Origin of the sequence: Nocardia sp. NPDC057663 (genome assembly GCF_042799895.1) — a bacterium.
Classification (GTDB): Bacteria; Actinomycetota; Actinomycetes; order Mycobacteriales; family Mycobacteriaceae; genus Nocardia.
Genome location: NZ_JBHVHX010000002.1, coordinates 169,690 through 193,880 on the forward strand (window position 1 = coordinate 169,690; position 24,191 = coordinate 193,880).

Here is a 24,191-nt window from a genome sequence, read left to right on the forward strand (position 1 = left end):
GGGCGATCCGCCTGTCGGTGCCCGAACGTAGGATCGCCTGGTGAGCGAACGCCCTGCCGCGGTACATCTGGTTCTCGGTGACGAGGAGCTGCTGGTCGAACGCGCCGTGGCGCAGGTGACCGGCCAGGTGCGGGCGGGTGCGCCCGATCCGGAATCGGTGCCGGTCGACCGGTTGCGGGCCGGCGACGCGAGTACCGCCGAACTGGCGGAACTGCTGAGCCCGTCGCTGTTCGCCGAGGATCGCGTGATCGTGCTCGAGTCGGCGGCCGAGGCGGGCAAGGACGCGGTCGCGGTGATCACCGACGCCGCGGCCGACCCGCCCGCCGGCGTGGTGCTGATGGTGTTGCACTCGGGCGGTGGCCGTGCCAAAGCGCTGGCGCCCGCGCTCCAGAAGCAGGGCGCGGTGGTGCACGAATGCGCCAAGCTCACCAAGGCCTCCGAGCGGATGGAGTTCGTGCGCGGCGAGTTCCGGGCGGCCGGTGTCCGGGTGGCCGCCGACGTGGTGCAGGTGCTGATCGAGTCCGTCGGCTCCGAACTGCGCGAACTCGCCGCCGCCTGTTCACAATTGGTTGCCGACACCGGCGGCAAGGTCGACGTGAACGCGGTCCGCCGCTACTATTCCGGGCGCGCCGAAGTGACCGGCTTCGACGTCGCCGAACTCGCCGTCGCGGGCGATCGTCCCGCCGCGATGGAAGCCCTGCGCTGGGCCACCGACCGCGGCGTCCCGCACGTCCTGCTGGCCGACGCCCTCGCCGACTCCGTGCACACCATCGCCCGCGTCGGCTCCGCGGGCCGCGGCGACCCGTTCAAACTCGCCCAGCAACTCGGCATGCCCCCGTGGAAGGTCAAGAAGGCCCAAGCCCAGTCCCGCGGCTGGAACCCTGCCACTATCGGCACCGCACTCCAGGTGGTCGCCACCCTCAACGCCGACGTCAAGGGCGGTGCCGCCGACGCCACCTACGCCCTCGAACACGCCCTCTCCCGCATCCTCGACCTCCGCGCCGCAGGCTGAGGCGGCTCGGTACTCTCGCTCGCTGAGCCGACACGCCGGGCCGCCGGGTAATCGGGACCGAATCGCGATGTCTGTGCGCTATCAGAGCTGGCACAGTTGATCATGACATGGATGACCCGACGGTTGACCGGACCGGGGAGCGCGGGCTAGGTCGACGCGCTCTGGGTTCGGCGGGTTGGTGGGCCAGGGGCGTGGTCAAGGGGATGGCGGCGGCTCTGTCGGCGGTGGTGGTCGCGGTCACCGCGTACGGGTGGTCCACCGCCGGCAGCTTCGATGCGGGGTTTCTGCGGTCGCAGGCCATCGAAGAGGACGCGCCGCATTCGCTCGGTGGGGATCTCAACATACTGTTGATCGGGCTGGATACCCGGCGTGATCAGAACGGCAACGAGCTGCCGCGCGAGGTGCTCGACCAGCTGCATGCGGGTGATGGGGACGAGGGCGGGTACAACGCCAATACGCTGATCCTGGTGCATATTCCGGCCGCGATGGACAAGATCGTCGCGGTGTCCATCCCGCGCGACAACTACGTGCCGGTCAGCGGCATCCCCGGCTACACCCACGCCAAGATCAAGGAGGCGTACGGGTTGAAGAAGGCCGCGGTGCAGGACCAGCTGATCGCGCGGGGCGTCACCGATCAGCGGCGGCTGGAACAGGCGGGACGGGAGGCGGGGCGGGCCTCGATCGTCAAGGCCGTGCGTGATCTGACCGGTGTGCCGATCGACCGGTTCGCCGAGGTCACCCTCGCCGGCTTCTACGATCTGGCCGCCGCGCTCGGTGGGGTGGAGGTGTGCCTGAATCACCCGGTGCGCGACCTCGAGTTCTCGGGCGCCGACTTCCCGGCAGGCCGCCAGCATCTCGATCCGGCGCAGGCGCTGGCCTTCGTGCGGCAGCGGCACGGTCTGGAGAACGGCGACCTGGACCGGACGCACCGCCAGCAGGCCTTCCTCACCTCGGTGGCCCGGCAGTTGCACCGCACGGGCACCCTCACCGATCCGGGCAAGCTGGGGCAGCTGATGGAGGTGGCGCACCGCAATATCGTCCTGTCGGACGGCTGGAGCATGACCGAGTTCGTACGCACCCTCGGCACCGCGGAGAACCCGCAGGTCGAATTCCGCACGCTGCCGGTCCTGCGCTACGACGTCATCAACGGCCAGGACGTGAACATCGTGGACAGGCAGGCGATCCGCCGCGAGATCGCCGCCGCGTTCGGGATCGCCGTCCCGACCGCGACGACGACCCGGCGCACGGTGGCGCGGACGGAACCGCCCGCCGCGTGGCCGGCTGAAACGTCCACGCGCGCCAGGCGGACCAGCACGACCACGCCGGTGTCGGGGACACCCGACGCGGGCAAGCCGGTCCGCAGCGACATCACCTCGGGACGGATCCCCTGTGTGAACTGAGCCCGATCAGTCGCCGACGACGGCGAGCTGCTCCTCGTCGTCCTCGAGGTCCTCGTAGCGACCCTCCCACTCGTCGTAGAGCGGGACCTCGTCCTCCCTGGTGACGATCCACGCGGCCGCGAAGCCGCCGTCCTCGTCGGGCACCATCACATTCTCGATCTTGAGACCGATCCCCAGGATCTCCGCGGCGCGGATCACCTCGGCCAGGTCGTCGCCTCGTACCACCGTCTGATTCGCGTACACCGTCAACATGCGCGGAATGGTAGCCGACGACAAAAGCCGCCGTGGTCATCGAGGCCACGGCGGCTGCGTCTTGCGAAGTATTGCTGAGCGGGTACCAGGCCCGCTCCGATCAGATCTTGTTCAGAGCCAGCGCGAGCGCGGACTTCTTGTTGGCCGCCTGGTTGGCGTGGATGACGCCCTTGGAAGCGGCCTTGTCGAGCTTGCGGCTCGCGAACTGCAGCTGCTCGGCAGCCTTATCCTTGTCACCGCTCGCGGCAGCTTCACGGAAGTTGCGGATCGCGGTGCGCAGCGCGGACTTGACCGACTGGTTGCGCTTGCGCGCCGCCTCGTTGGTACGGATCCGCTTCATCTGGGACTTGATGTTGGCCACGCCTGTATCCTCTGGTTTCCTGTCGCTGGGTGGTATGCCTTGAAAGCTCGTCGGGCGCGCGCCCACGATGCAGCAGATGGTGCTGAACTACGGGTAACACCGCGCCGAAGATCGAGGTTACCAGCTCGGCACCGCCCGGCGAAATCGGGCATCGAGCGCGCGGTCGTGCGCCCTACCGGATTTCACCCATTTCAGGTGATGCAAGAAATTTACCTGTGTCTCACACGGCCTCGCTGCCGGGTGATGCACAGTTTTTCTCATGACCTCCACCACAGCGCCGAGTACCGCTCGATCCGCATCACCGGCGTTGGTGCGAGCGAACGGGCATCCGGTATCACCGCACACCGGTTTGTTCGAGGGGTACGGTCCGGGCCGCTTCGCCGATGCCTTCGACGAGATGTTCGACGCGGCGGGGCGGGTGCGGGCGCCGTACAAGGGCATCCACGCCGCGATGGCGGCCAACGACGTCGACGATCTGGCCAAACGCTCCGACGCGCTGGACCGGGCGTTCATCGATCAGGGCATCACCTTCTCGCTGTCCGGGCAGGAGCGGCCGTTCCCGCTGGATCTGGTGCCGCGGGTGATCGCGGCCGCGGAGTGGGCCAAGCTCGAACGCGGCATCAAGCAGCGGGTCACCGCGCTGGAGTTGTTCCTGGCCGACGTCTACGGCGAGCAGAACATCCTGCGCGATCAGGTGATCCCCAGGCGGCTGGTCACCTCATGCGAGCACTTCCATCGCGAGGCCGCGGGCCTGGTCCCGCCGAACGGGGTGCGCATCCACGTCTCCGGGATCGACCTGGTGCGCGACGAGCGCGGCGACTTCCGCGTGCTGGAGGACAACCTGCGCTCGCCGTCGGGGGTGTCCTATGTGATGGAGAACCGGCGCACGATGGCCAGGGTCTTCCCCGATCTGTTCTCCTCGCACCGGGTGCGGGCGGTCGGCGACTATCCCGCCCACCTACTACGGGCGCTGCGGGCCTCCGCGGCGCCGAACGAGGCCGACCCGACCGTGGTCGTGCTCACCCCCGGTGTGCACAACTCCGCCTATTTCGAGCATTCGCTGCTGGCCAGGCAGATGGGCGTGGAACTGGTCGAGGGCCGCGATCTGTTCTGCCGCGACAACGTCGTCTACATGCGGACGACGGCGGGCGAGCGTCAGGTCGACGTGATCTACCGGCGCATCGACGACACCTTCCTCGACCCCATGCACTTCCGGCCGGACTCGGTGCTCGGCGTCGCGGGCGTCCTCAATGCCGCCCGCGCGGGCAATGTGGTGATCTCCAGCGCGGTCGGCAACGGGGTCGGCGACGACAAACTCATCTACACCTACGTGCCGACGATCATCGAGTACTACCTCGGCGAGAAGCCGATCCTGCCCAACGTCGACACCTTCCGCTGCTGGCTCGACGGCGAACGCGAGGAGGTGCTCGACCGGGTCGGCGAGCTGGTGGTCAAGCCGGTCGAGGGGTCGGGCGGCTACGGCATCGTCATCGGGCCGGACGCGACGCCGCGCGAGCTGGAGGCGATCAAGCGCAAGATCAAGGCCGATCCCCGCGGCTGGATCGCCCAGCCGGTGGTGCAGCTGTCCACGGTGCCGACCAAGATCGGAAACGACCTGGCGCCCCGGCACGTGGACCTGCGCCCGTTCGCGGTCAACGACGGCGAGGACATCTGGGTGCTGCCCGGCGGGCTCACCCGGGTCGCGCTGCCCGCGGGCTCGCTGGTGGTGAATTCGAGCCAGGGCGGCGGCAGCAAGGACACCTGGGTGCTGGCGGGCCGCTCCGGCCCGGTCGACCGGGAGCTGGCGGGCCCGGAACTGGTGAGTGATCCGCCGCAGGCCGATTCGTTCGAGATCGGCCGCGAGCTCAGCGCGCCGCAGGCCAATCAGCAACAGCAGCAACAACAACAGACGCAGCGGCTGATCGGGGAATAACACACATGCTTGCTCGCAACGCCGAATCCCTGTACTGGATCGGCCGATACGTCGAGCGCGCCGACGACACCGCGCGCATCCTCGACGTCGCCGTGCACCAACTGCTCGAAGACGCCACCGTCGACGCCGACCGCACCTCCCGCGTGCTGCTGAAGGTGCTCGGCATCGAACCGCCCGACGGACTGCGCCTGGACGTGTGGTCGGTCACCGACCTCGTCGCGTTCAGCCACGACCACGGCGTCTCGATCAGCGACTCGATCGGCAAGGCTCGCGAAAACGCCCGTGGCGCACGCGAAGTCACCTCCAGCGAGATGTGGGAATGCCTCAACGCCACCTACAACGGGCTGGCCGCGGCGGAGAAGGCGGCGCGCGGTCTCGGCCCGCACGAGTTCTTCTCCTACATCAAGGACCGGGCCGCGATGTTCACCGGACTGACCGACTCGACGCTCTCGCGCGACGACGGCTACCGGTTCCTGCTCCTGGGCCGGTCCGTCGAACGGGTGGACATGATGGTGCGTCTACTGCTCTCGCGCGCGGGCGACCGGACCTCCTCGCCCGCCTGGGTGACGGTGCTGCGCTCGGCGGGCGCCCACGACACCTATCTGCGCACCCATCGCGGCGCGCTCGACGCGGCCAGGGTCGCCGAATTCATCCTGATCGACCGGCTCTTCCCGCGCTCGGTGTTCCACACGCTGCGCGTCGCCGAGGCCTGCCTGACCGAGCTCGACCAGCGGCCGGGCAGTCGCGTCGGCGCGCGGCACGAGGCGCAGCGCGTCCTCGGCCGGGCCCGCAGCGAACTCGAATTCCTGCCGCCCGGTGTGCTGCTGGAGGACTTGCAGAGCAGGCTGCTCGCGCTGCAGAAATCGTGCCGCGAGGTGAGCGAGGCCGTGTCACGCCAGTACTTCCATGCCGCACCGTGGGTGGCCTGGACCGATGTGCGCAGCAGCTCCGACGGGCGCGTGCAGGTGGAGGGGGAGCTGTGAACGAGCGTCAGCGAGTGAACCGACAGCACAGCGCGCAGCAGCGCACGACGGAGCCGAGCGCCAGCGAGGTGGAGTCGTGAGCTGGCGGATCAGGGTGGTGCACACCACCGGTTATGTCTACGCCGCGCCGGTGACGCGGTCGTTCAACGAGGCCAGGCTGACCCCGCGCGCGGACAGCAGGCAGAACGTGATCCTCAATCGCGTCGAAACCGTGCCCGCCACCAGGTCGTATCGCTACACCGACTACTGGGGCACCGCGGTCACCGCGTTCGATCTGCACGCGCCGCACACCGAACTGGAGGTGACCGGGTCGTCGGTGGTGGAGACCGAGCCGTTCGCCGAACCGACCGAGGAACTGACCTGGGATGAACTGCGCGGCGGGCGGATCGTCGATCGCTTCGACGAAATGCTCAGTCCCACCGCCTATGTGCCGCGTGACCGCAAGCTCGCGACCGTCGCCCGCCAGCTCTCCCGCGGGGAGGAACCCGCCAAGGCGGTGGTGCGCGCCGCCGAGTGGGTGCACAAGGAGATGGACTACATCGCGGGCACGACCTCGGTGCACACCTCGGCGGTGGAGGCCTTCGCCGAGCGGCGTGGTGTCTGCCAGGACTACGCGCATCTGACGCTGGTGTTGTTGCGCAGCATGGGAATTCCCAGCCGGTACGTCTCCGGCTATCTGCATCCCAAGCCGGGCGCCGGGATCGGCGCGACGGTGGCGGGTCAGTCCCATGCCTGGGTGGAGGCATGGACCGGACAGTGGTGGGGCTACGACCCGACCAACAACCTGGCCGTCAACGAGCAGCACGTATCGGTCGGCGTCGGACGGGATTACGCGGATGTGCCGCCGCTGAAAGGGGTTTTCTCCGGCGGCGGCTCGACCGATCTCGAGGTCGTTGTGGAGGTCACCCGCCTGGCGTAATGTCCACTTCGCTCGTGCGGACCCCGCTCGCCGCGGGGATGATTCCTCCCGGAGAGGTGGTGGCCGATGCCCACTGCACAGGAACTCGTCGAACCCGAGGTCGTATCCGAGCCGAAGAAGTGGGCCGCCGAAGGACTCGGCACCTTCATCCTGGTGATCTGCGGTGTCGGCACCCTGGTGCTGGCCGGCGACCGGGTCGGTTCACTCGGCGTCGCCTTCGCGTTCGGCCTGTCGCTGATGTTCCTGGTCTACGCGATCGGGCCCATCTCGGGATGCCACGTCAACCCGGCGGTCACGCTCGGACAGCTGCTGCTCGGCCGGATCTCGGCCGTCGGCGCCGCCGGGTATGTGATCGCCCAGTTGATCGGCGGCTTCCTGGCCGGGCTCGTGCTGTTCGCCCTGGCCAAGAACCTGCCCGCCTACGACCGCTCGGTCGACGGGCTCGGCGCCAACGGCTGGGGCCCGCACAGCCCCTCGGCGGTCCGCGGTCCGCTCGGTGAGGTCGTCGTCCAGAACGGCTACGGCCTCGCGGCGACCATCATCATCGAGGTGATGCTGACCGCGCTGCTGGTGTTCGTGGTGCTGGCCTCCACCGACCAGATCTCCGATGTCCCGCTGGCCGGTCTGTCGATCGGTGTCACGCTCACGGTGATCTATCTGGTCTCGCTGCCGATCGACAACACCTCGGTGAACCCGGTGCGCAGTCTGGCCGTGGCGCCCTATCAGGACGGGGCGATGGGCCAGGTGTGGGCGTTCGTCGTGTTCCCGCTGGCCGGTGGCGCGCTGGGCGCGCTGATCTACGGCTTGATCTTCGGGCGGTCCAGGGACGTGCTGAGCTAGCTCGAGCCGTGTCGGATTCAGCTCCAGCTGTATTCGGCGACCAGCCGGTGTGCGACCAGGTCGAAGGTCTTGCGCTCGACGATCGCGCCCTCCCGGCGGATACCGTCCTCGGGCACGTCGAGCACCCGGTCCAACCGCACCCAGCTGGGGCGTCCGTCGTGGTCCCACGGGCCGGAGCCGATCCCGACCCAGTTGCGGTCGTGCGCGCGTTCGGCTTTGGACGACAGCATCAGCCCGAGCAGGGTCTTGCGATCGCGCCCGACGACCAGCACCGGCCGGTCCTTGCCGTTCGTGGGGTCCTCCTCGTAGGGCACCCAGGTCCACACGATCTCACCCGGATCGGCGCGCCCGTCGAGCTGCGGGCAGTAGACGATCTGCCGGGCGCGGTGGGCGGTGGGTACCGGAGTGGATGCGGTCGGGCGCACCGCGACGGCGGGTCCCGGCTTGCTCGCCAGCGCCCCCATCAGCTTCTCGAGCAGCCGCGGGCCCTGTTTGCGCACGATCTTCGGCCCCTGCTCCTTGGCGATGACGCCGAGTTGCTTGCCGAGTGTGTTCCAACTGCTGGCCATCCCTGAAATATAACGGTGACTCGCGCTTCGGTGCACCGGTGACAGGGGCGAGATTCGGCGCATGGGACGATAGACCCAGTTCGCCGATACCCCTCGAGGAGTGGAGTGGCTTCCAGTTTTGCCGATACGACGTTCACCGATCCGTCCCGGATCCGGAACTTCTGCATCATCGCGCACATCGACCACGGCAAGTCGACCCTGGCCGATCGGATGCTGCAGCTCACCGGTGTGGTCGAGGAGCGGGCGATGCGCGCCCAGTACCTCGACCGGATGGACATCGAGCGTGAGCGCGGCATCACGATCAAGGCGCAGAACGTGCGCCTGCCGTGGCAGGTCGACGGCGAGGACTATGTCCTGCACATGATCGACACCCCGGGCCACGTCGACTTCACCTACGAGGTGTCGCGCGCGCTCGAGGCCTGTGAGGGCGCGATCCTGCTGGTCGACGCCGCCCAGGGCATCGAGGCGCAGACGCTGGCGAATCTGTACCTGGCGCTGGAGAAGGATCTGACGATCATCCCGGTGCTCAACAAGATCGACCTGCCCGCCGCCGACCCGGACCGCTACGCCGCCGAGATCGCCCACATCGTGGGGTGCGAGCCCGACGACGTGCTGCGGGTGTCGGGCAAGACCGGCGTCGGTGTGGCCGAGCTGCTGAACAAGGTGATCGCCGAGGTGCCGCCACCGGTCGGTGACGCCGACGCCCCGGCCCGCGCGCTGATCTTCGACTCGGTCTACGACACCTACCGCGGCGTGGTGACCTACGTGCGTGTGGTCGACGGCAAGCTCACCCCGCGCCAGAAGATCAAGATGATGTCCACCGGCGCGCAGCACGAGCTGCTCGAGATCGGCATCGTCTCGCCCGAGCCCAAGGCGACCCAGGGCCTCGGTGTCGGCGAGGTGGGTTACCTGATCACCGGTGTGAAGGACGTGCGTCAGTCCAAAGTCGGTGACACCGTGACCACCGCGCGCGACGGCGCCGCCTCGGCACTGGCCGGCTACCAGGAACCGCGCCCGATGGTCTACTCGGGCCTGTACCCGGTCGACGGCTCCGACTACCCGGATCTGCGTGATGCGCTGGACAAGCTGCAGCTCAACGACGCGGCGCTGACCTACGTGCCGGAGACCTCGGTGGCGCTGGGCTTCGGTTTCCGCTGCGGCTTCCTCGGTCTGCTGCACATGGAGATCACCCGCGAGCGCCTGCAGCGCGAGTTCGGCCTCGACCTGATCTCCACCGCGCCCAACGTGATCTACCGGGTCGAGATGGAAGACAGCACCGAGCACATCGTCACCAACCCGTCGTACTGGCCCGAGGGCAAGGTGCGCAATACGTTCGAGCCGGTCACCAAGTGCACCGTGATCGCACCGAGCGAGTTCGTCGGCACCATCATGGAGCTGTGCCAGAGCCGCCGCGGCGAGCTGCTCGGCATGGACTACCTGTCGGAGACGCGCGTGGAAATGCGCTACACGCTGCCGATGGCCGAGATCATCTTCGACTTCTTCGACTCGCTCAAGTCGCGTACTCGCGGTTACGCGTCCCTCGATTACGAGGAGTCGGGCGAGCAGTCGTCGGATCTGGTGAAGGTCGACATCCTGCTGCAAGGCGAGGCTGTCGACGCGTTCAGCGCCATCGTGCACAAGGACGCCGCTCAGGCCTACGGCAACAAGATGACCACCAAGCTGCGCGAACTCATCCCGCGTCAGCAGTTCGAGGTGCCCATCCAGGCCGCGATCGGCTCGCGGATCATCGCGCGCGAGAACATCCGCGCGATCCGCAAGGACGTGCTCGCCAAGTGCTACGGCGGTGACATCAGCCGTAAGCGCAAGCTGCTCGAGAAGCAGAAGGAAGGCAAGAAGCGCATGAAGACCATCGGCCGGGTCGACGTGCCGCAGGAGGCCTTCGTGGCCGCGCTGTCCTCGGACGCGGCCTCGGACAAGCCCAAGGGCAAGTAACCCTCACCCCGGCTCGGCGGTGACGCGCACCAGCAGGCGCGTCCCGCCGAGCGGGCTGTGGGTGAGTTCGGCGGTGCCGCCGTGTAATTCGGCCTGTTGCCGGACCAGGGCCAGGCCCAGACCCGAACCGGGGGAGCCGGGGCGCTTGGCGAAGCGGTCGAAGGCGGTGCGGGACAGGTGTTCCGGTATCCCCGCGCCGTTGTCGTCGATGGTGATCTCGATCCCGTCGGCGCCCGTGCTTGCCGCCACCGCGATCTCGGTGGCGTTCCCGTGCGCGACCGCGTTGGCGACCGCATTGGTGACGATCAGCATGATGCCGCCGGGCAGGCCGGTCAGCGGGACCGGTTCGCAGGCGGTCAGCGTGATGTCGACGCCGGGTTGCGCGCGCCGGGCGTTCTGCACGGCGCGATCGAGGGTTTCGCACAGTTCGAACGGTTCGAACGCGTCCGCGTCGGTCAGCTCGCCGACGGCGAGACGTTCGAGATCGGTGAGCGTGCGCTCGATCTGGCGTTCGGCGGCCAGCACGTCGGCGAGAACGGCGCCGCGCTGGTCGGCGGGTAGTTCGTCACCGGCGAGGACCTGCAGGTCGGTACGCATCGCCGTGAGCGGGGTGCGCAGTTCGTGCGCGCAGACCGCGGCGAAATCGCGGGCGCCTGCCAGCGCCTGCCTGGTCTCGCCGTGCGCGGTCTCGAGCCGCGCCAGCATCCGGGTGATCGCGTCGGAGAGTTCCTCGGCTTCCCTGGCGCCGCGACCGGACAGCGGTGGCAGTTCGTCCAGGGTGTCGATCTCGTGGGTGGCGGTGGCCAGCCTGCGCAACGGTCGCGCGGCGAAACCGGCCAGCACCCAACCCAATCCGGCGGCCACGAGCACACCGGCGACACCGATGCCGAGGCCGATCAGCTGGCTGCGGGTGATCGCGGCGTCGACCAGTTCGCGATCGGGATTCAGCCGGACCAGCAGACCGGGCGCGCCCTGCACCTGAGCCAGCGCGGGGTCGGGCGGCGTGCCGGGCGCCACGACCATCGGCGGGCCGGGCAGCGCGGTGGCATCGGGGAACGGGCGCACGTCCGTCGGCACCGGAATCGGCAGGGCGGGAACACCGTCGAGCCGCTCGGCGACCTGGACGTGCATCGTCGACACCGTCTGATCCAGCTGCCGGGTGCCCGCCACCTTCAACAGCGCCGCGTAGGTGAGCCCGAGGGTGATCGCCACCAGCGCGGCCACCACCGCCGACACCACGGCCACCCGCATCCGCAGCGACCACGACCCGGTCCTCACGGGCGCTCGCGCAGGACGAATCCGACGCCGCGCACCGTGTGCACGACCCGCGCGACGCCGTCGGTCTCGAGCTTGCGCCGCAGATACGAGACGAACACGTCGACCACGTTCGTATCGGTGGCGAAGTCGTAACCCCAGACGGCGGACAGGATCTGCTCGCGCCCGAGCACGATGCCGACGTTGTCGGCGAGCATCGCCAGCAGCTCGAACTCGCGTTTGGTGAGCTCGACCTGCTGCCCGCCCGCGTGCACCCGGTGGCCTGCCAGATCGATCACCACCTCGCCCACCCGCACCGTCTTGCCCTGCGGCACAGCGGTTGCGGCACTGCGCCGCAGCAGCGCGCGCAGCCGGGCGACCAGCTCGCCCAGGTCGAACGGCTTGGTGAGGTAGTCGTCGGCGCCGCGCTCGAGCGCCGCGATCCGATCGCTCACCGCGCTACGGGCACTGAGCACGCAGATGGGGATGTCGTTGCCCATCGCCCGCAGGGCGGTGACCACGCCGACGCCGTCGAGTTCGGGCATGTTCACGTCGAGGACCATGGCGTCGGGTGCGGCGGAGCGCACCAGGGTGAGCGCTCGCGCGCCGTCACCGGCGGTGACGACGTCGAAGCCCGAGAGTTCGAGGCCACGGCGCAGCGACGCCAGCACCCTGACCTCGTCGTCGACGACCAAGATCTGCTGTCCGGTCATCTGCCCACCCTAGTGCGATCCATTGTTTCTGCTGGTCAGCGCACATGCGGCGGGCGGATCACCACGACGCCGCCCGGAGCATCGCCGGGGACGGCGTGCCGGCAGTCGCCCGGCATCTCGACGTTCGGTTCGCCCGGCCGCGCGGGCAGTGCGGGCAGCGGTGTGGCGGGCTCGCCCTCGAAGTGCTCGAGGTGGATGCGCGGTCCCGGCGCTGCCCCGTTCGGCAGCAGCGGCAGGGCGGGTGCGCCGGGCGCGGAGCAGATGATCAGCGTCTGCTCGGGCCCGATCTCCCTGGTCACGGCGGGATCGGCGGTCGCGGCGCCGGCGACGCCCGCGATGGTGCCGGTCAGCAGCGCGAAGCCGCCGACGAGGGCGACGGCGCGGGCACGGCGGCGTGGGGTGATGACGGTCATGGTCGGGACTCCTCCGGTGGGGGTTCGGCCGATCGGCTCGACCGGCGAAACCGACGCTAAGCAGCCGATCTTCACGCTCCGTTGAGCAATCGTTAGAGTTCTCTTGGGATCGTGACCCCCCGATTCCACTGGGTCGCCGAAATACGTTGCTCGCCATAAGGTGGTACCAACCGTTCTGGTCGAAACGACAGTTCGGTGTTCCGGTAATAGTGTTGGATGATCTTCACTTCGCCTCGACCGTGGTGGGGGGCTGACAGTGATGCGAGTGTTGGAGCATTGATGACGCGTGATCAGGGTTTCGATGACGGCGCCGTGCGCGCAGAAGGGGCCGATACCGCCTACCGCGTCGCCAACGGCGTCGCCCGGGTAGCCCGAGCAGGCGCCTACGTCACCGGTGGCGCCCTGGTCGCCGCGAACGGCACCGACACCAGCAACGCCGACAGCAATGCCGACAGCCGCTACGCCGGCTGGTCTTCGCAGGTCTCTTCCGATCCCAGCCCGGACGCGCCGAGCCCGGTGATGACCTTCCCCGACCTCGCGGATCTGCCCGCGCCCGCGCCCGTGGCGCCGCACACCCCGTTCGCCGCGCACCCGCCTGCCGGGCCCGACGTCTCGATGGTCGCGCGATCCACCGAATCCGAGTGGCGCCCTGAGATTCCCGGCTCCGAGGGCGACAACGACATCCGCATCCCCGGTGCAGGCGACAACTCCTCCGGCTTCGGCCTCCCTGGCTACGCGCCCGCACCGTCCAGCCCTGGCCTCGGCTTCGGCGACGACGAGGACAACCAGTTCGGCCTGCCGACCTCGCCCGGCTTCGGCCTGCCCGGCCATGGCATCGGCATCCCCGGCTTCGACGGCCTGCCCGGCAACGGTGTCGGTATCCCCGGCTTCGACGGCATCGGCCTGCCCGGCGCGGCAGGCCCGGCCGGATCGCTGCCCGCCGACGGACCGTTCGACGGCATCGGCGACATGTTCGACGGTTTCGGCGCCATGGTGAACACCGAATGGCAGGTCGACGCGCACGTCGGCCTCGACGGTGTGTGGTTCACCTCGCAGATGAAGGTCACCGGTCAGGTCGGCCAGGTCGGCGATCAGCTCGACGACTACGGCAAGTGGCTCGGCGACGGCCTGAAGGTCCCCGGCGACACCACCGGCGGCGCCACGGGCGGCGGCATGACCTCGCCCACCGGACCCACCCTGCCCGGTTCCTCGTCCTCCGGTGTCGGCCTGCCCGGCACGACCACCGCGCCGTCGGGCGTGGCACCCGCGCCCGCCCCGGCGGCCCCGCTGGCCCACACCCCCGTGAGTGCACCGGCTCCCGCGCCCGCACCCGCGCCGATCGCGCCCGCCCCGGCTCCGGTCGCGCCCGCCGCACCCGCGCCGGTCGCCACCAGCCCGGTGGTCAGCACGCCGCTGCAGACGACCATCCAGCCCGATGCCGCGTCGACTCCGATCGCCAACGTCTTCGGCGGTGCGGGCGCCGCGTCGCCGCTGACCGCGCCCGCCGCCTCGGTGCCCGCGCTGTTCGCGCCCACCAAACCCGTTGTGGTGCCGGATGTCACCGGTGGCAGCACCCCGTCGACGGTCCCGGTGACGGTGCCGTCCAAGCAGCCGACGGTCGACCTCGACACCCCGACGACGGTGAAGCTGCCCGATCTGCCCAAGCCGACGACGGCACCCACGATGCCGGAGATCACCAAGCAGCCCCAGGTCACCGTGCCGCCGACGGCGGGGACCGGTGGCACCAAGCCGACCGTCCCGGACGACGGCATCGGCACCACGCCGGGCACCACCGGCGGCGTCACGGCGCCCTCGACCAACCCGAGCACGCCGACCGTCGACGTGCCCGACCCCACCGCCTCGCAGCCGACCGCGACGGTGCCCACCCAGCAGCCGACCGCGCCGACCCAGCAGCCGACGATGCCGACCAAGCAGCCGACCGTCGACATCGATCCGCCGAGTGTCGTCACCCCGCCGCCGGTGGTGACCGTGCAGCCGACCGTGGCTCCGGTGAAGCCGCCGGTGATCGACACCAAGCCGATCGCCGCCGAGTTCGATCATCAGCCGGACAGCTACCATGGCGTGTCGGCCGGACTGTTCGATTCCGGGGTGGGCGGCGCCGATCTTTCGGGTGCCGTGTTTCCCGTCGAACACCATGGGTATGACTTCGTCATCTGACGACCAGGTCGTCTGACCAAATGACGTAGTCCCAGCGCCTCGGCCGGGCTCCTGCAACGAGAGTGAGGAACAGGTTGTCTGCCGCTGCCGGACTGCAGGCCGCGACGGTGAAACATCCGGATGTGATGGCTCCGGTCGTGTCCCTTGTCGACGAACTGCGGGAACTGGTCCGCACCGGCGGCCGGGACGACCTCGACGCGCGGCTCGGAATGGTACGAGCCAGGCTCAGCGACACCAGGGTCCGCCTGGTCGTCGTCGGTGAACCGCAGGCCGGGATGAGCACGCTGGTCAACAGCATGGTCGGCACCCCGGTCAGCGCGACCGACGGCAAGCCGAGCGTCCCGGTGATCGTCGAGTACGGACCCGCGCCGGCCGCGACGCTGGTGAAGTCGGCCCAGCGTGGCCGCGTCGAGCGGGTGCCCGTCGATCCGCTGAACCCCGGTCCCGCGCTGACCGCGCTCGGCGTGCTGCGCGCGGAATTCGCCGAGCCCAGCCCGCTGCTGGCCGACGGCCTGGTCGTGATGGACGCCCCTGGCGCCGCCACCCACGAGAGCGCGGCCTGGTCGATGATCGCCGCCGCCGATGTGGTGCTCTACGCCACCGATGCCGCCGCCGAACTGACCGAGGCGCAACTGGACTACCTGCGCCGGGTCGAGCAGGTGTGCCCGTCGGTGGTGTGCGTGCTCACCAAGATCGACCGCAACCCGCACTGGTCGCTGACCCAGCGGCGCAACCGCGCGCTGCTCGACGGCGCCGGACTGAACTTCGCGGTCGCCCCGGTCTCGGCGCTGCTGCACCGGCAGGCCGGGGAGATCGGCGACCAGCAGCGCGACATCGAGTCCGGGGTGCCCCAGCTCATCGATCACCTGCACGATTACGTCGTCGCCCAGGCTGATTCGGTCGCCGTGGCCGCCGCGGTGCGCGATATCGGCCTGGTCACCGAGCAGCTCGGCGTCACTTTGCGTGCCGAGGCCGACACCCTGCGCGATCCGCGCAGGCGGGCCGAGATCACCCAGCGACTCGCGGCCGCCCGCGCCGAGGCCGATCAGCTGCGTCAGCGCACGGCCAGCTGGCAGGTCACCCTCGTCGACGGCAGCTCCGAGCTGAGCGCCGACATCGAACACGATCTGCGGCACCGGCTGCGCACCCTGGTCCGGGAGGCCGAGGCCGAGATCGCCCGCACCGATCCGGCGCGCAAGTGGTCCGATTTCGCGACCGAGCTCGACGCGCGGATCTGCGAGGCCGTCGAGGAGAACTTCGTGATGGCGCACTACCGCGCCGTCGAACTCGCCGAGCAGGTGGCCGCGAAGTTCCCGCCGGACAACCGCACCCCGCCGCTGCCCGAGCTGCGCCTGACCAACCCCGGCGACGTGCTCGATCCGGTGCAGCCGCTGGAGACCCTCGAAAGCGCGAAATCCAGTGTCGGACAGCAGGCGCTCTCGGCGCTGCGCGGTTCCTACGGTGGCATCCTGATGGTCGGTCTGGCCACCAGCCTGCTCGGGATGTCGCTGGTCAACTGGTATTCCGCGGGCGCAGGCGTGCTGCTGGGCGTGAACGCGCTGTGGGACGACCGCCGCAACCGCAAGCAGCGCAGGCAGTCCGAGGCCAAGGTGGCCGTCGCCCGGCTGGCCGACGACGTGATCTTCCAGGTGGGCAAGGAATCCCGCAACCGCCTGCGCACCCTGCAGCGGGTGCTGCGCGATCACTACACCGAGATCGCCGCCGAGGTGGGCCGCACCGCCGACGAGGCGCTGCGCGCCGCCGAGGAGACCGGCCTGCGCTACGGCGATCACCGCGAACTGCGCATCACCGAGATCGACGTGGGCCTGCGCACGCTGGCCGGGCTCAGGGAACGCGCCGAGCGCCTCGCGTACTGACGCTCAGTTCGGCCGGTGCGACGGCGTGTGCGCCGGCTGGAACTGACCAGCCTGGCGGGAGTCCTCCGCCCTGATCACGTGGGTCACCGCGTTGATCAGCGCCAGGTGGGTGAACGCCTGCGGGAAGTTGCCCAGGTGCCTGCCGGTGTGCGGGTCGATCTCCTCGGCGTAGAGGCGCAGCGGGCTGGCCAGGCCGAGCAGCCGCTCGCACAGCTGGGTGGCGCGTTCGAGTTCGCCGATCTCCACCAGCGCCGACACCAGCCAGAACGAGCAGATGGTGAAGGTGCCCTCCTCGCCGGTGAGCCCGTCGTCGGTGGTGTCGGTGTCGTAGCGCAGCACCAGGCCGTGCACGGTGAGCCGGTCGGCGATGGCGAGCACGGTCGCCTTCACCCGGTGATCGTCCGGCGGCAGGAACCGGGTCAGCACCACCAGCAGCAGCGACGCGTCGAGGGTGCGGCTGCCGTAGGTCTGGGTGAACACGCCGTCCTCGTCGACGCCGTTGGCGAGGACGTCCTCGCGGATCTCCTCGGCGATGTCGAACCACTCGTAGGCCCGTTCGAACTGGCCGTGTAGCTGGGCCAGCCGGGCGCCGCGGTCGAGGGCGACCCAGCACATCACCTTCGACGAGGTGAACTGCTGTGGCTCGCCGCGCACCTCCCAGATGCCGCGATCGGGTTCGCGCCAGCGCGAGATCGCGGCGTTCACGGTACGTTCCAGCATCGGCCAGAGTGATTCCGGCACCTGCTGACGGGATTTCACGTGCAGGTACACCGCATCGAGCATGGTGCCCCAGATGTCGTGCTGGTCCTGGTTGTAGGCGGCATTGCCGATACGCACCGGTCGCGAGTTGTCGTAGCCGGACAGGTCGGGCAGGATCTCCTCGGTGATCCGGCGTTCGCCGCCGATGCCGTAGAGCACCTGCAGGGGCAGCGCGTCACCGTTGTCGTCGGTGGTCACGTCGTTGAGGAAGTTGAAGAAGTCGTTGGCCTCGCGGTCGAGGCCAAGGGTGTACAGACCCCACAGCGCGAAACTGGAGTCGCGCACCCAGGTGTAGCGGTAGTCCCAGTTACGTTCTCCGCCGGGGGTTTCCGGCAGCGAGGTGGTGGCGGCGGCCAGCAGCGCGCCGGTCGGCGCGTAGGTGAGGCCCTTCAGTGTCAGCGCGCTGCGCTGCAGATAGCTGCGCCACGGATGGTCGGGGAAATCGCCGAGAGTGATCCAGCGGCGCCAGCATTCGGCGGTCGTCCACATCTTCTTGGCCGCCTCGTCGAAGGTGGCGGGGGCGGGCAGGTCCGACCAGGACAGCGCGACGAACACCGAATCGCCCTCGCTCATCCGCGTGCGCGCCCGCGCTTCCCGTCCCTCCAGACCGAGTCGCAGGTCGGTGGTGAGCATCAGCGACGGTCCGGCGTCGGGATTGTTCACGGCGACCGCGGTCGCCTCCTCATAGACGTTGCCGGTGTACTCCCAGCGCGCGCCGCGGCGGTGATAGTCGAACGAGGGCTGGCAGCTCATCTCCAATTCGACTGTGCCGCTGACACATTTCACCGTCCGCAACAGCATGTGCTCGGCGTCCCAGTCCATCGGGGTGCGGCGATGGGTCCTGGAGCGGGCCATATTGTTGTGCCAGGGGCCGAGTACCAGCGCATCGCGCACGATCAGCCAGCCGGTCTCGGTCTGCCAGGTCGTCTCGAGGATCATCCCGCCCGGCAGGTACCGCCGCGCGGCGGGCACGTGCTTGCCGTAGGGCCCGATCCGGAAGTGCCCGGCGCTGCGGTCCAGGATGGCGCCGAACACGCTGGGGGAGTCGGGCCGGGGAACGCACATCCACTCGACCGAGCCGCTGCTGGCGATCAGGCAGCTCGTCTCGCAATCGGACAGGAAGGCGTAGTCGTCGATCGGCGGGAAGGCGCCGCGACGGCCGCTGGAGGAGACCGGACTCAGAATCGGCAGGCTGTCGGCGCTGGAAGACTCCATACCCCATCATCAGCGCGTTGCCCGCTATCGTCCACCGACGCCCCACGGACACTGCTGTTCCGCCGGTCACGGCGACGGAAATTCGCCCGTTCACGGTCACCGACTAGGCTGGTCGGCGTGCAACGCATCGCAGGTTGGTGGGACGGCTTCGAACTCTGGGTAGCCGGGCTGCCCTTCATCCCCCAGTTCCTCGTCGTGCTGGTCGGCATGGTCCCGATCAGCTTCGCCATCGCCTTCCTGCTCGACCGCGCCCTGCGCGCGATCTTCCGCCTTCTCGGCCGTGAGGATCGCATCGAGCCGTCGATTCCGGCTGCCGTGCCGGTCGCGGCGGTACCCGTCGCCGCCGCGCCCGCGCGCCCGACCGTCGGCAGCGGTGCCCGCTGATGCCACGTTCCCGCGTTCAGCTCGCCCTGGTTGCCCTGCTCGTCCTCGTCGTCATCGCCTGGTTCTTCACGCGGTGATATCGGAGCGGCCGGGGGGGGCCCGGCCCCCCCCCGCCCCCCCCCGGCCCCCCCCCCCCCGGGACACAAGGGGCAGCGAACTCGAGCGCGCCGGCGCTCCGATATCTACTGCTGTGCGGTCTGGCCCTTGTTGATCTGCGGTGCCTGGGCGGGCTGCTGCTTGGCCGAATCGATCGCCTGTGCGTTGTTGCCGGTGGGCAGCGCCTCACCGCGCATCGAGGCGCGGATCTGCTCGAGCTTGCTGTGCCCCGCCATCTGGATGCTGGCCTGCTGGACCTCCATCATGCGACCCTGCACCGTGTTCTGCGCCAGCTCGGCGGCACCGAGCGCGTTGGCGTAGCGACGCTCGATCTTGTCGCGCACCGCGTCGAGGCTGGGGGTGGAACCGGGTGCCGACAGCGTGGAGTCCATCTGCTGGAGCGAGGCCGAGACCTGCTCCTGCATCTTGGCCTGCTCGAGCTGGCTGAGCAGCTTGGTGCGCTCGGCCACCTTCTGCTGCAACATCATCGCGTTCTGCTCGACCGCCTTCTTGGCCTGCGCGGCGGCCTGCAGGGACTGGTCGTGCAGCACCTTGAGGTCTTCCACCGACTGCTCGGCGGTGACCAGCTGGGCGGCGAACGCCTCGGCGGCGTTGGTGTACTGGATCGCCTTCTCGGTGTCGCCCGCGGCGGCCGCCTGGTCGGCCAGCGTGACAGCCTGACGGGCATTGGCGTTGAGCTTCTCGACCTCGTCGAGCTGGCGGTTCAGCTTCATCTCCAGCTGACGCTGGTTGCCGATCACCGACGCCGCCTGCTGCGACAGCGCCTGGTGCTGACGCTGCGCCTCCTCGATAGCCTGCTGAATCTGGACCTTCGGATCCGCATGCTCTTCGATCTTGGAGTCGAAGAGGGCCATCATGTACTTCCAGGCCTTCACGAACGGATTAGCCATCGATTGATCCCGCCTCCATCTGTGCGTCGCTCGTGCGACTGGTGGTGCGCGACCGTCACGCACCAGATATGTGCTTATCCTTCACCATGCGGCACCCGGGCCGGAGTGACCGGCCCAATCGACGCCTGATGAGAATCTATCCGTTCTCACCAGCGGTGTGCAGCGTCTCGCGCGTCCGGCACGTGGTTCGCCGCGTCACATTCCCTTCACCAGTACCAGCATCTCGGCCCTCGGCGCCGGGATGACGATGCGAGTGTCCTCGGCGATGCCGATCCGGGGGCCCTGGTCGGCCGACATGCTCGCGGCGGCCGACTCGGGCGCGGCGGCAGGTTCGGCGGCGGGCTCGGCCGCGACGGTCTCGCGCTCCGCGGCGGGGCCGGTCAGCGCGGGCTCGCGCGGCGCGGAACCGTCCGCGCCCGCCATGATGGTGCTCACGTCCCACAGCACCCGCGACAGCGGCACGTCCAGTGCCTCGCAGATGGCGGCGAGCAGTTCACTGGAGGCTTCCTTGCGGCCGCGCTCCACTTCCGACAGATAGCCGAGGCTCACGCGCGCCGAGGTCGACACCTCGCGCAGCGTTCGATGCTGGGCGAGACGCGCACGCCGCAGACTGTCCCCGATTGCCTCCCGCAGCAGCGTCATCTCGTTCTCCTCCACCTCGTGTCACCGCCGTAGCGGTGCTCACCTCTTTCTGGCACAACGTCGAGCATCGGCCGGTGGTTCCCGGACGTGGCTAGTTCGTCGTCACACAGCGCAGCAACTCCCGCACCGCGCTGTGCACCGCACCGATTCTGATCGTCCACCGGTCGCCGTGCAGTTTCAACCGGACCACTTCGCTGTGACTCGGACCGGCCAATCCGAGGTATACCGTCCCGACCGGGTGCCCGTCCTGGGAATCGGGTCCAGCGACCCCGGTCAGGCCCACACCCCAGTCGGCGCCGCAGCGTTCCCGGGCGCCCACCGCGAGCTGCTCGGCCGTCGACGCGGCGACCGGCCCGTCGACCCGGAGGATGTCGTCGTCGACGCAGGCCAGGTGGTTCTTCAGGTCGGTGGCGTACACGATCAGGCCACCCCGCAGCACCGCGCTGGCGCCCGGCACACCGGCCACGGTGGCGGCCAGCAGGCCTGCGGTCAGCGATTCGGCGGTGGCGACGGTCTGACCGGCCGCGGCCAGCGCCCGGACCAGTTCGGCGACCGGCGCGCCGACGACGAGCGGATCGCTCACGAGCGGGACTCGCCGCGTCCGCGTCCCCCTGCCAGCCACAGCCGGGCCGCCTGGCCGACGTAGTCCAGGCCGGTGATCACGGTCAGCGCCACCGCCGCGTACATCAGCGCCATGCCCGCGGTCGCGAAGGCACCCGACAGCGGCAACAGCAGCAGCGCGATGGCGATCGACTGCACCAGTGTCTTGAGCTTGCCGCCACGGCCGGCCGGGATCACCCCGCGCCGGACCACCACCAGCCGCAGCAGTGTGATGCCGATCTCACGTCCGACGATGACCACGGTGATCCACCAGGGCAGATCACCCAGGATCGAGAGCCCGATCAGGGCCGAACCGATCAGCGCCTTGTCCGCGATGGGGTCGGCCAGCTTGCCGAAATCGGTGACCAGACCGTATTTGCGGGCCAGTTGCCCGTCGAAGCGATCGGTGATCGCCGCCAGCCCGAACACCGCGGCCGCGATGATCCGCCAGCGCGTGTCGTGCCCGCCGTCGGCGAACAGCGCCAGCACGAACAACGGGACCAGCACGATGCGCGCGACGGTCAGCACGTTCGCGATGTTGAGCAGGGGAACCTGCGCGTCGGCGCGGTCGGGCACCGCCCGCGGCGGCGCGGGCGCCTCCCACCCGCGGTCGATCTCTTCGGGTCGCACGCTCATGCCCCGCCCTCTCGGCACTCACCGGCACTGCGCCGAAATCCACACGTTTCGCGCGCGGTTTGCTCGCGCGAGCAGCGCCGCTGGGGCCGGTCGTCGAGCCCCGCGCGATGCGGTGAGCGGAACGACAGGATGTGCGGCACACGTTCAGACTATCGGTAAGCGGGCCGACTACTGTGCACCCCATGACCTCACGGGGACCACTGGGTGGTTCGACCAGCGACGCGCATCCTGTCGCGCCCTCTGCGGCGCCTGTTTCCGGCGTGGTCGTGCGACGAGCCCGAACCTCGGACGTCCCCGAGATCAAGCGTCTGGTCGACGAGTACGCGGGCCGCATCCTGCTGGAGAAGAACCTGGTCACCCTGTACGAGTCCGTCCAGGAATTCTGGGTGGCCGAGCTCGACGGACAGGTCGTCGGCTGTGGTGCGCTGCACGTGCTGTGGGCCGATCTGGGCGAGGTGCGCACCGTTGCCGTCGATCCGGTGGTGAAGGGCCGCGGCGTCGGTGGCGCCGTCGTCGAGCGGCTGGTCGCGGTCGCGCGTGAGCTGCAGTTGCAGCGACTGTTCGTGCTGACCTTCGAGGTGGACTTCTTCGGCAGGCACGGTTTCGTGGAGATCGACGGCACGCCCGTCACCGCCGAGGTGTACGCCGAGATGTGCCGGTCCTACGACACCGGTGTCGCCGAGTTCCTCGACCTGAGCTACGTCAAGCCGAACACCCTCGGCAACACCCGCATGCTGCTGACTCTCTGAATATCCGCAAGTCCACCGCGAGAAAGTGATCGACCGTGCCGATCTTCGCCGTCCACTACACCTATTCCGAGGCCACCGCGGCCGACCGGGCGACCAACCGCCCCGAGCACCGTGGGTGGCTCAACGCGCTCGTCGACGTGGGCACCGTGCTCACCAGCGGCCCGTACCCGGACGGTACGGGCGCGCTGCTGATCTTCCGCGCCGAGGACGCGCCCTCGCTGACCACGCTGCTGGCCGACGACCCGTTCGCGAAGCTGGGCCTGATCGAGGCCGTGCGCGTCGTCGAATGGCTGCCGGTGATGGGCGCCTTCGCCGAGTGACCGTCCGCTGACACAGCACTGCCCGGAACCACGGTGGTTCCGGGCAGTGCGCGGTCAGGAGGAGGTGGTGCGGCGGGTCTTCAGCAGGCTCGCCACCGTGGCGACGATCAGGATGCCGATGATCACGCTCAGCGACATCGGGGTGGAGATCTCCGGCACGCTCACGTGCTCACCACCGTTGATGAACGGCAGCGTGTTCTCGTGCAGGGCGTGCAGTACCAGCTTCACGCCGATGAACGCCAGGATCGCGGCCAGGCCGTAGGACAGGTACACCAGGCGGTCGAGCAGGCCGCCGATGAGGAAGTACAGCTGCCGCAGGCCCATCAGTGCGAAGGCGTTGGCGGTGAACACCAGGTAGGGCTGCTCGGTGAGGCCGTAGATGGCCGGAATCGAGTCCAGGGCGAAGAGCAGGTCGGCGAAGCCGATGGCCAGCAGCGCCAGCAGCAGCGGGGTCACCACACGTTTGCCATCGATCCGGGTGACGAGTTTGTCGCCGTCGTACTGATCGGTGGTGGGCAGGATCCGCTTGGCCAGCGCGACGATCCGGCTGTCGCGTTGCTGCTCGTGCTCGACCTCGTGTCCGCTCTCGCGCAGCAGGTTGATCGCGGTGTAGATCAGGAACGCGCCGAACAGGTAGAACACCCAGCTGAACGCGCTGATCGCGGCCGCGCCGACGGCGATGAAGGCACCGCGCATCACCAGCGCCAGCACGATGCCGATCAGCAGCACCTTCTGCTGGTAGATCCGCGGCACGGCGAAGGTGCTCATGATGATCAGGAAGATGAACAGGTTGTCCACCGAGAGGGCCTTCTCGGTGACGAAGCCCGCGTAGTACTCCCCCGCGAAGGTCCCGCCCCATTTCCAGGCGACGAACAGGCCGAACAGCAGCGCCAGGCCGATGTAGACGGCCGACCAGAAGCCGGATTCCTTGAACGTGGGTTCGTGCGGTGTCCGCACATGGGCGAAGAAGTCGAAGACGAACAAGCCGAGGATCACCAGACAGGTGATCACCCACTCGAGCGCGGTCACCTGCATGTGGTGGTCCGATCGATGAAGTTCATGCGGTCCATCATGCCCGAAATGTCCGTTTCAGTCGGCTTTGCGGAACGATTGCCCGCCATGATTTCACACACACGCGGCCTGACCTGCGCAAGGGCCCGGTCGGCGCGGCGGATAAATCCGTTTCGCGGCACATCCCACGCTGCTACCGTCGACGCATCGT

At 69.1% G+C, this 24,191-nt stretch carries 24 protein-coding genes; 12 read left to right on the forward strand and 12 right to left on the reverse strand.

What is annotated here, in order from left to right:
* Positions 1-40 precede the first annotated feature (40 nt).
* Positions 41-1,012 carry a DNA polymerase III subunit delta gene (gene holA, locus ACFVAV_RS05525; protein ID WP_378848286.1) on the forward strand — a complete coding sequence of 324 codons (972 nt, stop codon included), beginning with the start codon at positions 41-43 and terminating at the stop codon, positions 1,010-1,012.
* Positions 1,013-1,215: 203 nt separating this feature from the next.
* Positions 1,216-2,412 (forward strand): LCP family protein, encoded by a 1,197-nt coding sequence (locus ACFVAV_RS05530; RefSeq protein WP_379030456.1) that lies wholly within the window; start codon positions 1,216-1,218, stop codon positions 2,410-2,412.
* 6 nt (positions 2,413-2,418) lie between these two features.
* Here ACFVAV_RS05530 and ACFVAV_RS05535 read toward each other — a convergent pair whose 3' ends face one another.
* Together ACFVAV_RS05535 and rpsT are read right to left on the reverse strand one after the other, a co-directional pair.
* Positions 2,419-2,664: a hypothetical protein gene (locus ACFVAV_RS05535; RefSeq protein ID WP_379030459.1), complete on the reverse strand. Its 246-nt coding sequence runs from the start codon at positions 2,662-2,664 to the stop codon at positions 2,419-2,421.
* A gap of 100 nt (positions 2,665-2,764) precedes the next feature.
* Positions 2,765-3,025, reverse strand: coding sequence for a 30S ribosomal protein S20 (rpsT, locus tag ACFVAV_RS05540; RefSeq protein WP_379030462.1), 261 nt, complete (start codon positions 3,023-3,025; stop codon positions 2,765-2,767).
* A 397-nt stretch (positions 3,026-3,422) separates the two neighbouring features.
* Between rpsT and ACFVAV_RS05545 the strand changes: the two genes are divergently transcribed.
* The 4 genes from ACFVAV_RS05545 (at position 3,423) to ACFVAV_RS05560 (ending at position 7,700) form a co-directional block, all read left to right on the forward strand.
* Positions 3,423-4,958, forward strand: coding sequence for a circularly permuted type 2 ATP-grasp protein (locus tag ACFVAV_RS05545; protein ID WP_379031783.1), 1,536 nt, complete (start codon positions 3,423-3,425; stop codon positions 4,956-4,958).
* Positions 4,959-4,963: 5 nt separating this feature from the next.
* A complete protein-coding gene (locus tag ACFVAV_RS05550; RefSeq protein WP_379030465.1) occupies positions 4,964-5,941 on the forward strand; it encodes an alpha-E domain-containing protein in 978 nt (325 codons plus the stop codon).
* Between the two features lie 76 nt (positions 5,942-6,017).
* The gene (locus ACFVAV_RS05555; protein WP_379030467.1) at positions 6,018-6,860 is read left to right on the forward strand and encodes a transglutaminase domain-containing protein; all 843 of its coding nucleotides are present in this window, start codon (positions 6,018-6,020) and stop codon (positions 6,858-6,860) included.
* Positions 6,861-6,926: 66 nt separating this feature from the next.
* Positions 6,927-7,700, forward strand: a complete 774-nt coding sequence (locus ACFVAV_RS05560) for an aquaporin (RefSeq protein WP_379030470.1) — start codon at positions 6,927-6,929, stop codon at positions 7,698-7,700.
* 17 nt (positions 7,701-7,717) lie between these two features.
* Here the strand turns inward: ACFVAV_RS05560 and ACFVAV_RS05565 are convergent, their stop codons facing one another.
* Positions 7,718-8,269 (reverse strand): type II toxin-antitoxin system PemK/MazF family toxin, encoded by a 552-nt coding sequence (locus ACFVAV_RS05565; protein ID WP_379030476.1) that lies wholly within the window; start codon positions 8,267-8,269, stop codon positions 7,718-7,720.
* A gap of 105 nt (positions 8,270-8,374) precedes the next feature.
* Here ACFVAV_RS05565 and lepA point away from each other — a divergent pair, with 105 nt between their 5' ends.
* Positions 8,375-10,222 carry a translation elongation factor 4 gene (gene lepA / locus ACFVAV_RS05570; RefSeq protein ID WP_379030479.1) on the forward strand — a complete coding sequence of 616 codons (1,848 nt, stop codon included), beginning with the start codon at positions 8,375-8,377 and terminating at the stop codon, positions 10,220-10,222.
* 3 nt (positions 10,223-10,225) lie between these two features.
* Here the strand turns inward: lepA and ACFVAV_RS05575 are convergent, their stop codons facing one another.
* Genes ACFVAV_RS05575 through ACFVAV_RS05585 form a run of 3 tightly spaced genes read right to left on the reverse strand, consistent with a single transcriptional unit; the run spans position 10,226 to position 12,602 of the window.
* Entirely contained in the window at positions 10,226-11,500 is a 1,275-nt protein-coding gene (locus tag ACFVAV_RS05575; protein WP_379030482.1) for a sensor histidine kinase, read from the reverse strand.
* A complete protein-coding gene (locus ACFVAV_RS05580; protein WP_379030485.1) occupies positions 11,497-12,189 on the reverse strand; it encodes a response regulator transcription factor in 693 nt (230 codons plus the stop codon). The genes ACFVAV_RS05575 and ACFVAV_RS05580 overlap by 4 nt, the downstream gene beginning before the upstream one ends.
* 35 nt (positions 12,190-12,224) lie before the next feature.
* A complete protein-coding gene (locus ACFVAV_RS05585; protein ID WP_379030488.1) occupies positions 12,225-12,602 on the reverse strand; it encodes a hypothetical protein in 378 nt (125 codons plus the stop codon).
* Between the two features lie 279 nt (positions 12,603-12,881).
* Here ACFVAV_RS05585 and ACFVAV_RS05590 point away from each other — a divergent pair, with 279 nt between their 5' ends.
* Entirely contained in the window at positions 12,882-14,780 is a 1,899-nt protein-coding gene (locus ACFVAV_RS05590; protein WP_379030491.1) for a hypothetical protein, read from the forward strand.
* Between the two features lie 74 nt (positions 14,781-14,854).
* On the forward strand, positions 14,855-16,657 hold the full coding sequence (locus ACFVAV_RS05595) for a hypothetical protein (protein WP_379030493.1): 1,803 nt from the start codon (positions 14,855-14,857) through the stop codon (positions 16,655-16,657).
* 3 nt (positions 16,658-16,660) lie between these two features.
* On the opposite strand, the gene ACFVAV_RS05600 is transcribed toward ACFVAV_RS05595, so the two are convergent.
* Positions 16,661-18,631, reverse strand: coding sequence for a glycoside hydrolase family 15 protein (locus tag ACFVAV_RS05600; RefSeq protein WP_379030496.1), 1,971 nt, complete (start codon positions 18,629-18,631; stop codon positions 16,661-16,663).
* Between the two features lie 117 nt (positions 18,632-18,748).
* On the opposite strand from ACFVAV_RS05600, the gene ACFVAV_RS05605 reads away from it, so the two are divergent.
* The gene (locus ACFVAV_RS05605) at positions 18,749-19,015 is read left to right on the forward strand and encodes a hypothetical protein (RefSeq protein WP_379030499.1); all 267 of its coding nucleotides are present in this window, start codon (positions 18,749-18,751) and stop codon (positions 19,013-19,015) included.
* Between the two features lie 182 nt (positions 19,016-19,197).
* On the opposite strand, the gene ACFVAV_RS05610 is transcribed toward ACFVAV_RS05605, so the two are convergent.
* From ACFVAV_RS05610 to pgsA, 4 genes are all read right to left on the reverse strand, one after another.
* The gene (locus ACFVAV_RS05610; RefSeq protein ID WP_379030501.1) at positions 19,198-20,022 is read right to left on the reverse strand and encodes a PspA/IM30 family protein; all 825 of its coding nucleotides are present in this window, start codon (positions 20,020-20,022) and stop codon (positions 19,198-19,200) included.
* Positions 20,023-20,217: 195 nt separating this feature from the next.
* Positions 20,218-20,664, reverse strand: a complete 447-nt coding sequence (locus ACFVAV_RS05615) for a helix-turn-helix domain-containing protein (protein ID WP_379030504.1) — start codon at positions 20,662-20,664, stop codon at positions 20,218-20,220.
* Positions 20,665-20,755: 91 nt separating this feature from the next.
* Positions 20,756-21,247: a CinA family protein gene (locus ACFVAV_RS05620; protein ID WP_379030507.1), complete on the reverse strand. Its 492-nt coding sequence runs from the start codon at positions 21,245-21,247 to the stop codon at positions 20,756-20,758.
* On the reverse strand, positions 21,244-21,900 hold the full coding sequence (gene pgsA, locus ACFVAV_RS05625) for a CDP-diacylglycerol--glycerol-3-phosphate 3-phosphatidyltransferase (RefSeq protein WP_379030510.1): 657 nt from the start codon (positions 21,898-21,900) through the stop codon (positions 21,244-21,246). The genes ACFVAV_RS05620 and pgsA overlap by 4 nt, the downstream gene beginning before the upstream one ends.
* A 182-nt stretch (positions 21,901-22,082) precedes the next feature.
* Between pgsA and ACFVAV_RS05630 the strand changes: the two genes are divergently transcribed.
* Together ACFVAV_RS05630 and ACFVAV_RS05635 are read left to right on the forward strand one after the other, a co-directional pair.
* A complete protein-coding gene (locus ACFVAV_RS05630; protein WP_189024153.1) occupies positions 22,083-22,649 on the forward strand; it encodes an amino-acid N-acetyltransferase in 567 nt (188 codons plus the stop codon).
* A gap of 35 nt (positions 22,650-22,684) precedes the next feature.
* The gene (locus ACFVAV_RS05635; protein ID WP_379030514.1) at positions 22,685-22,969 is read left to right on the forward strand and encodes a YciI family protein; all 285 of its coding nucleotides are present in this window, start codon (positions 22,685-22,687) and stop codon (positions 22,967-22,969) included.
* Positions 22,970-23,023: 54 nt separating this feature from the next.
* Here ACFVAV_RS05635 and ACFVAV_RS05640 read toward each other — a convergent pair whose 3' ends face one another.
* Entirely contained in the window at positions 23,024-24,004 is a 981-nt protein-coding gene (locus ACFVAV_RS05640) for a TerC family protein (RefSeq protein ID WP_379030517.1), read from the reverse strand.
* Positions 24,005-24,191: the final 187 nt, after the last annotated feature.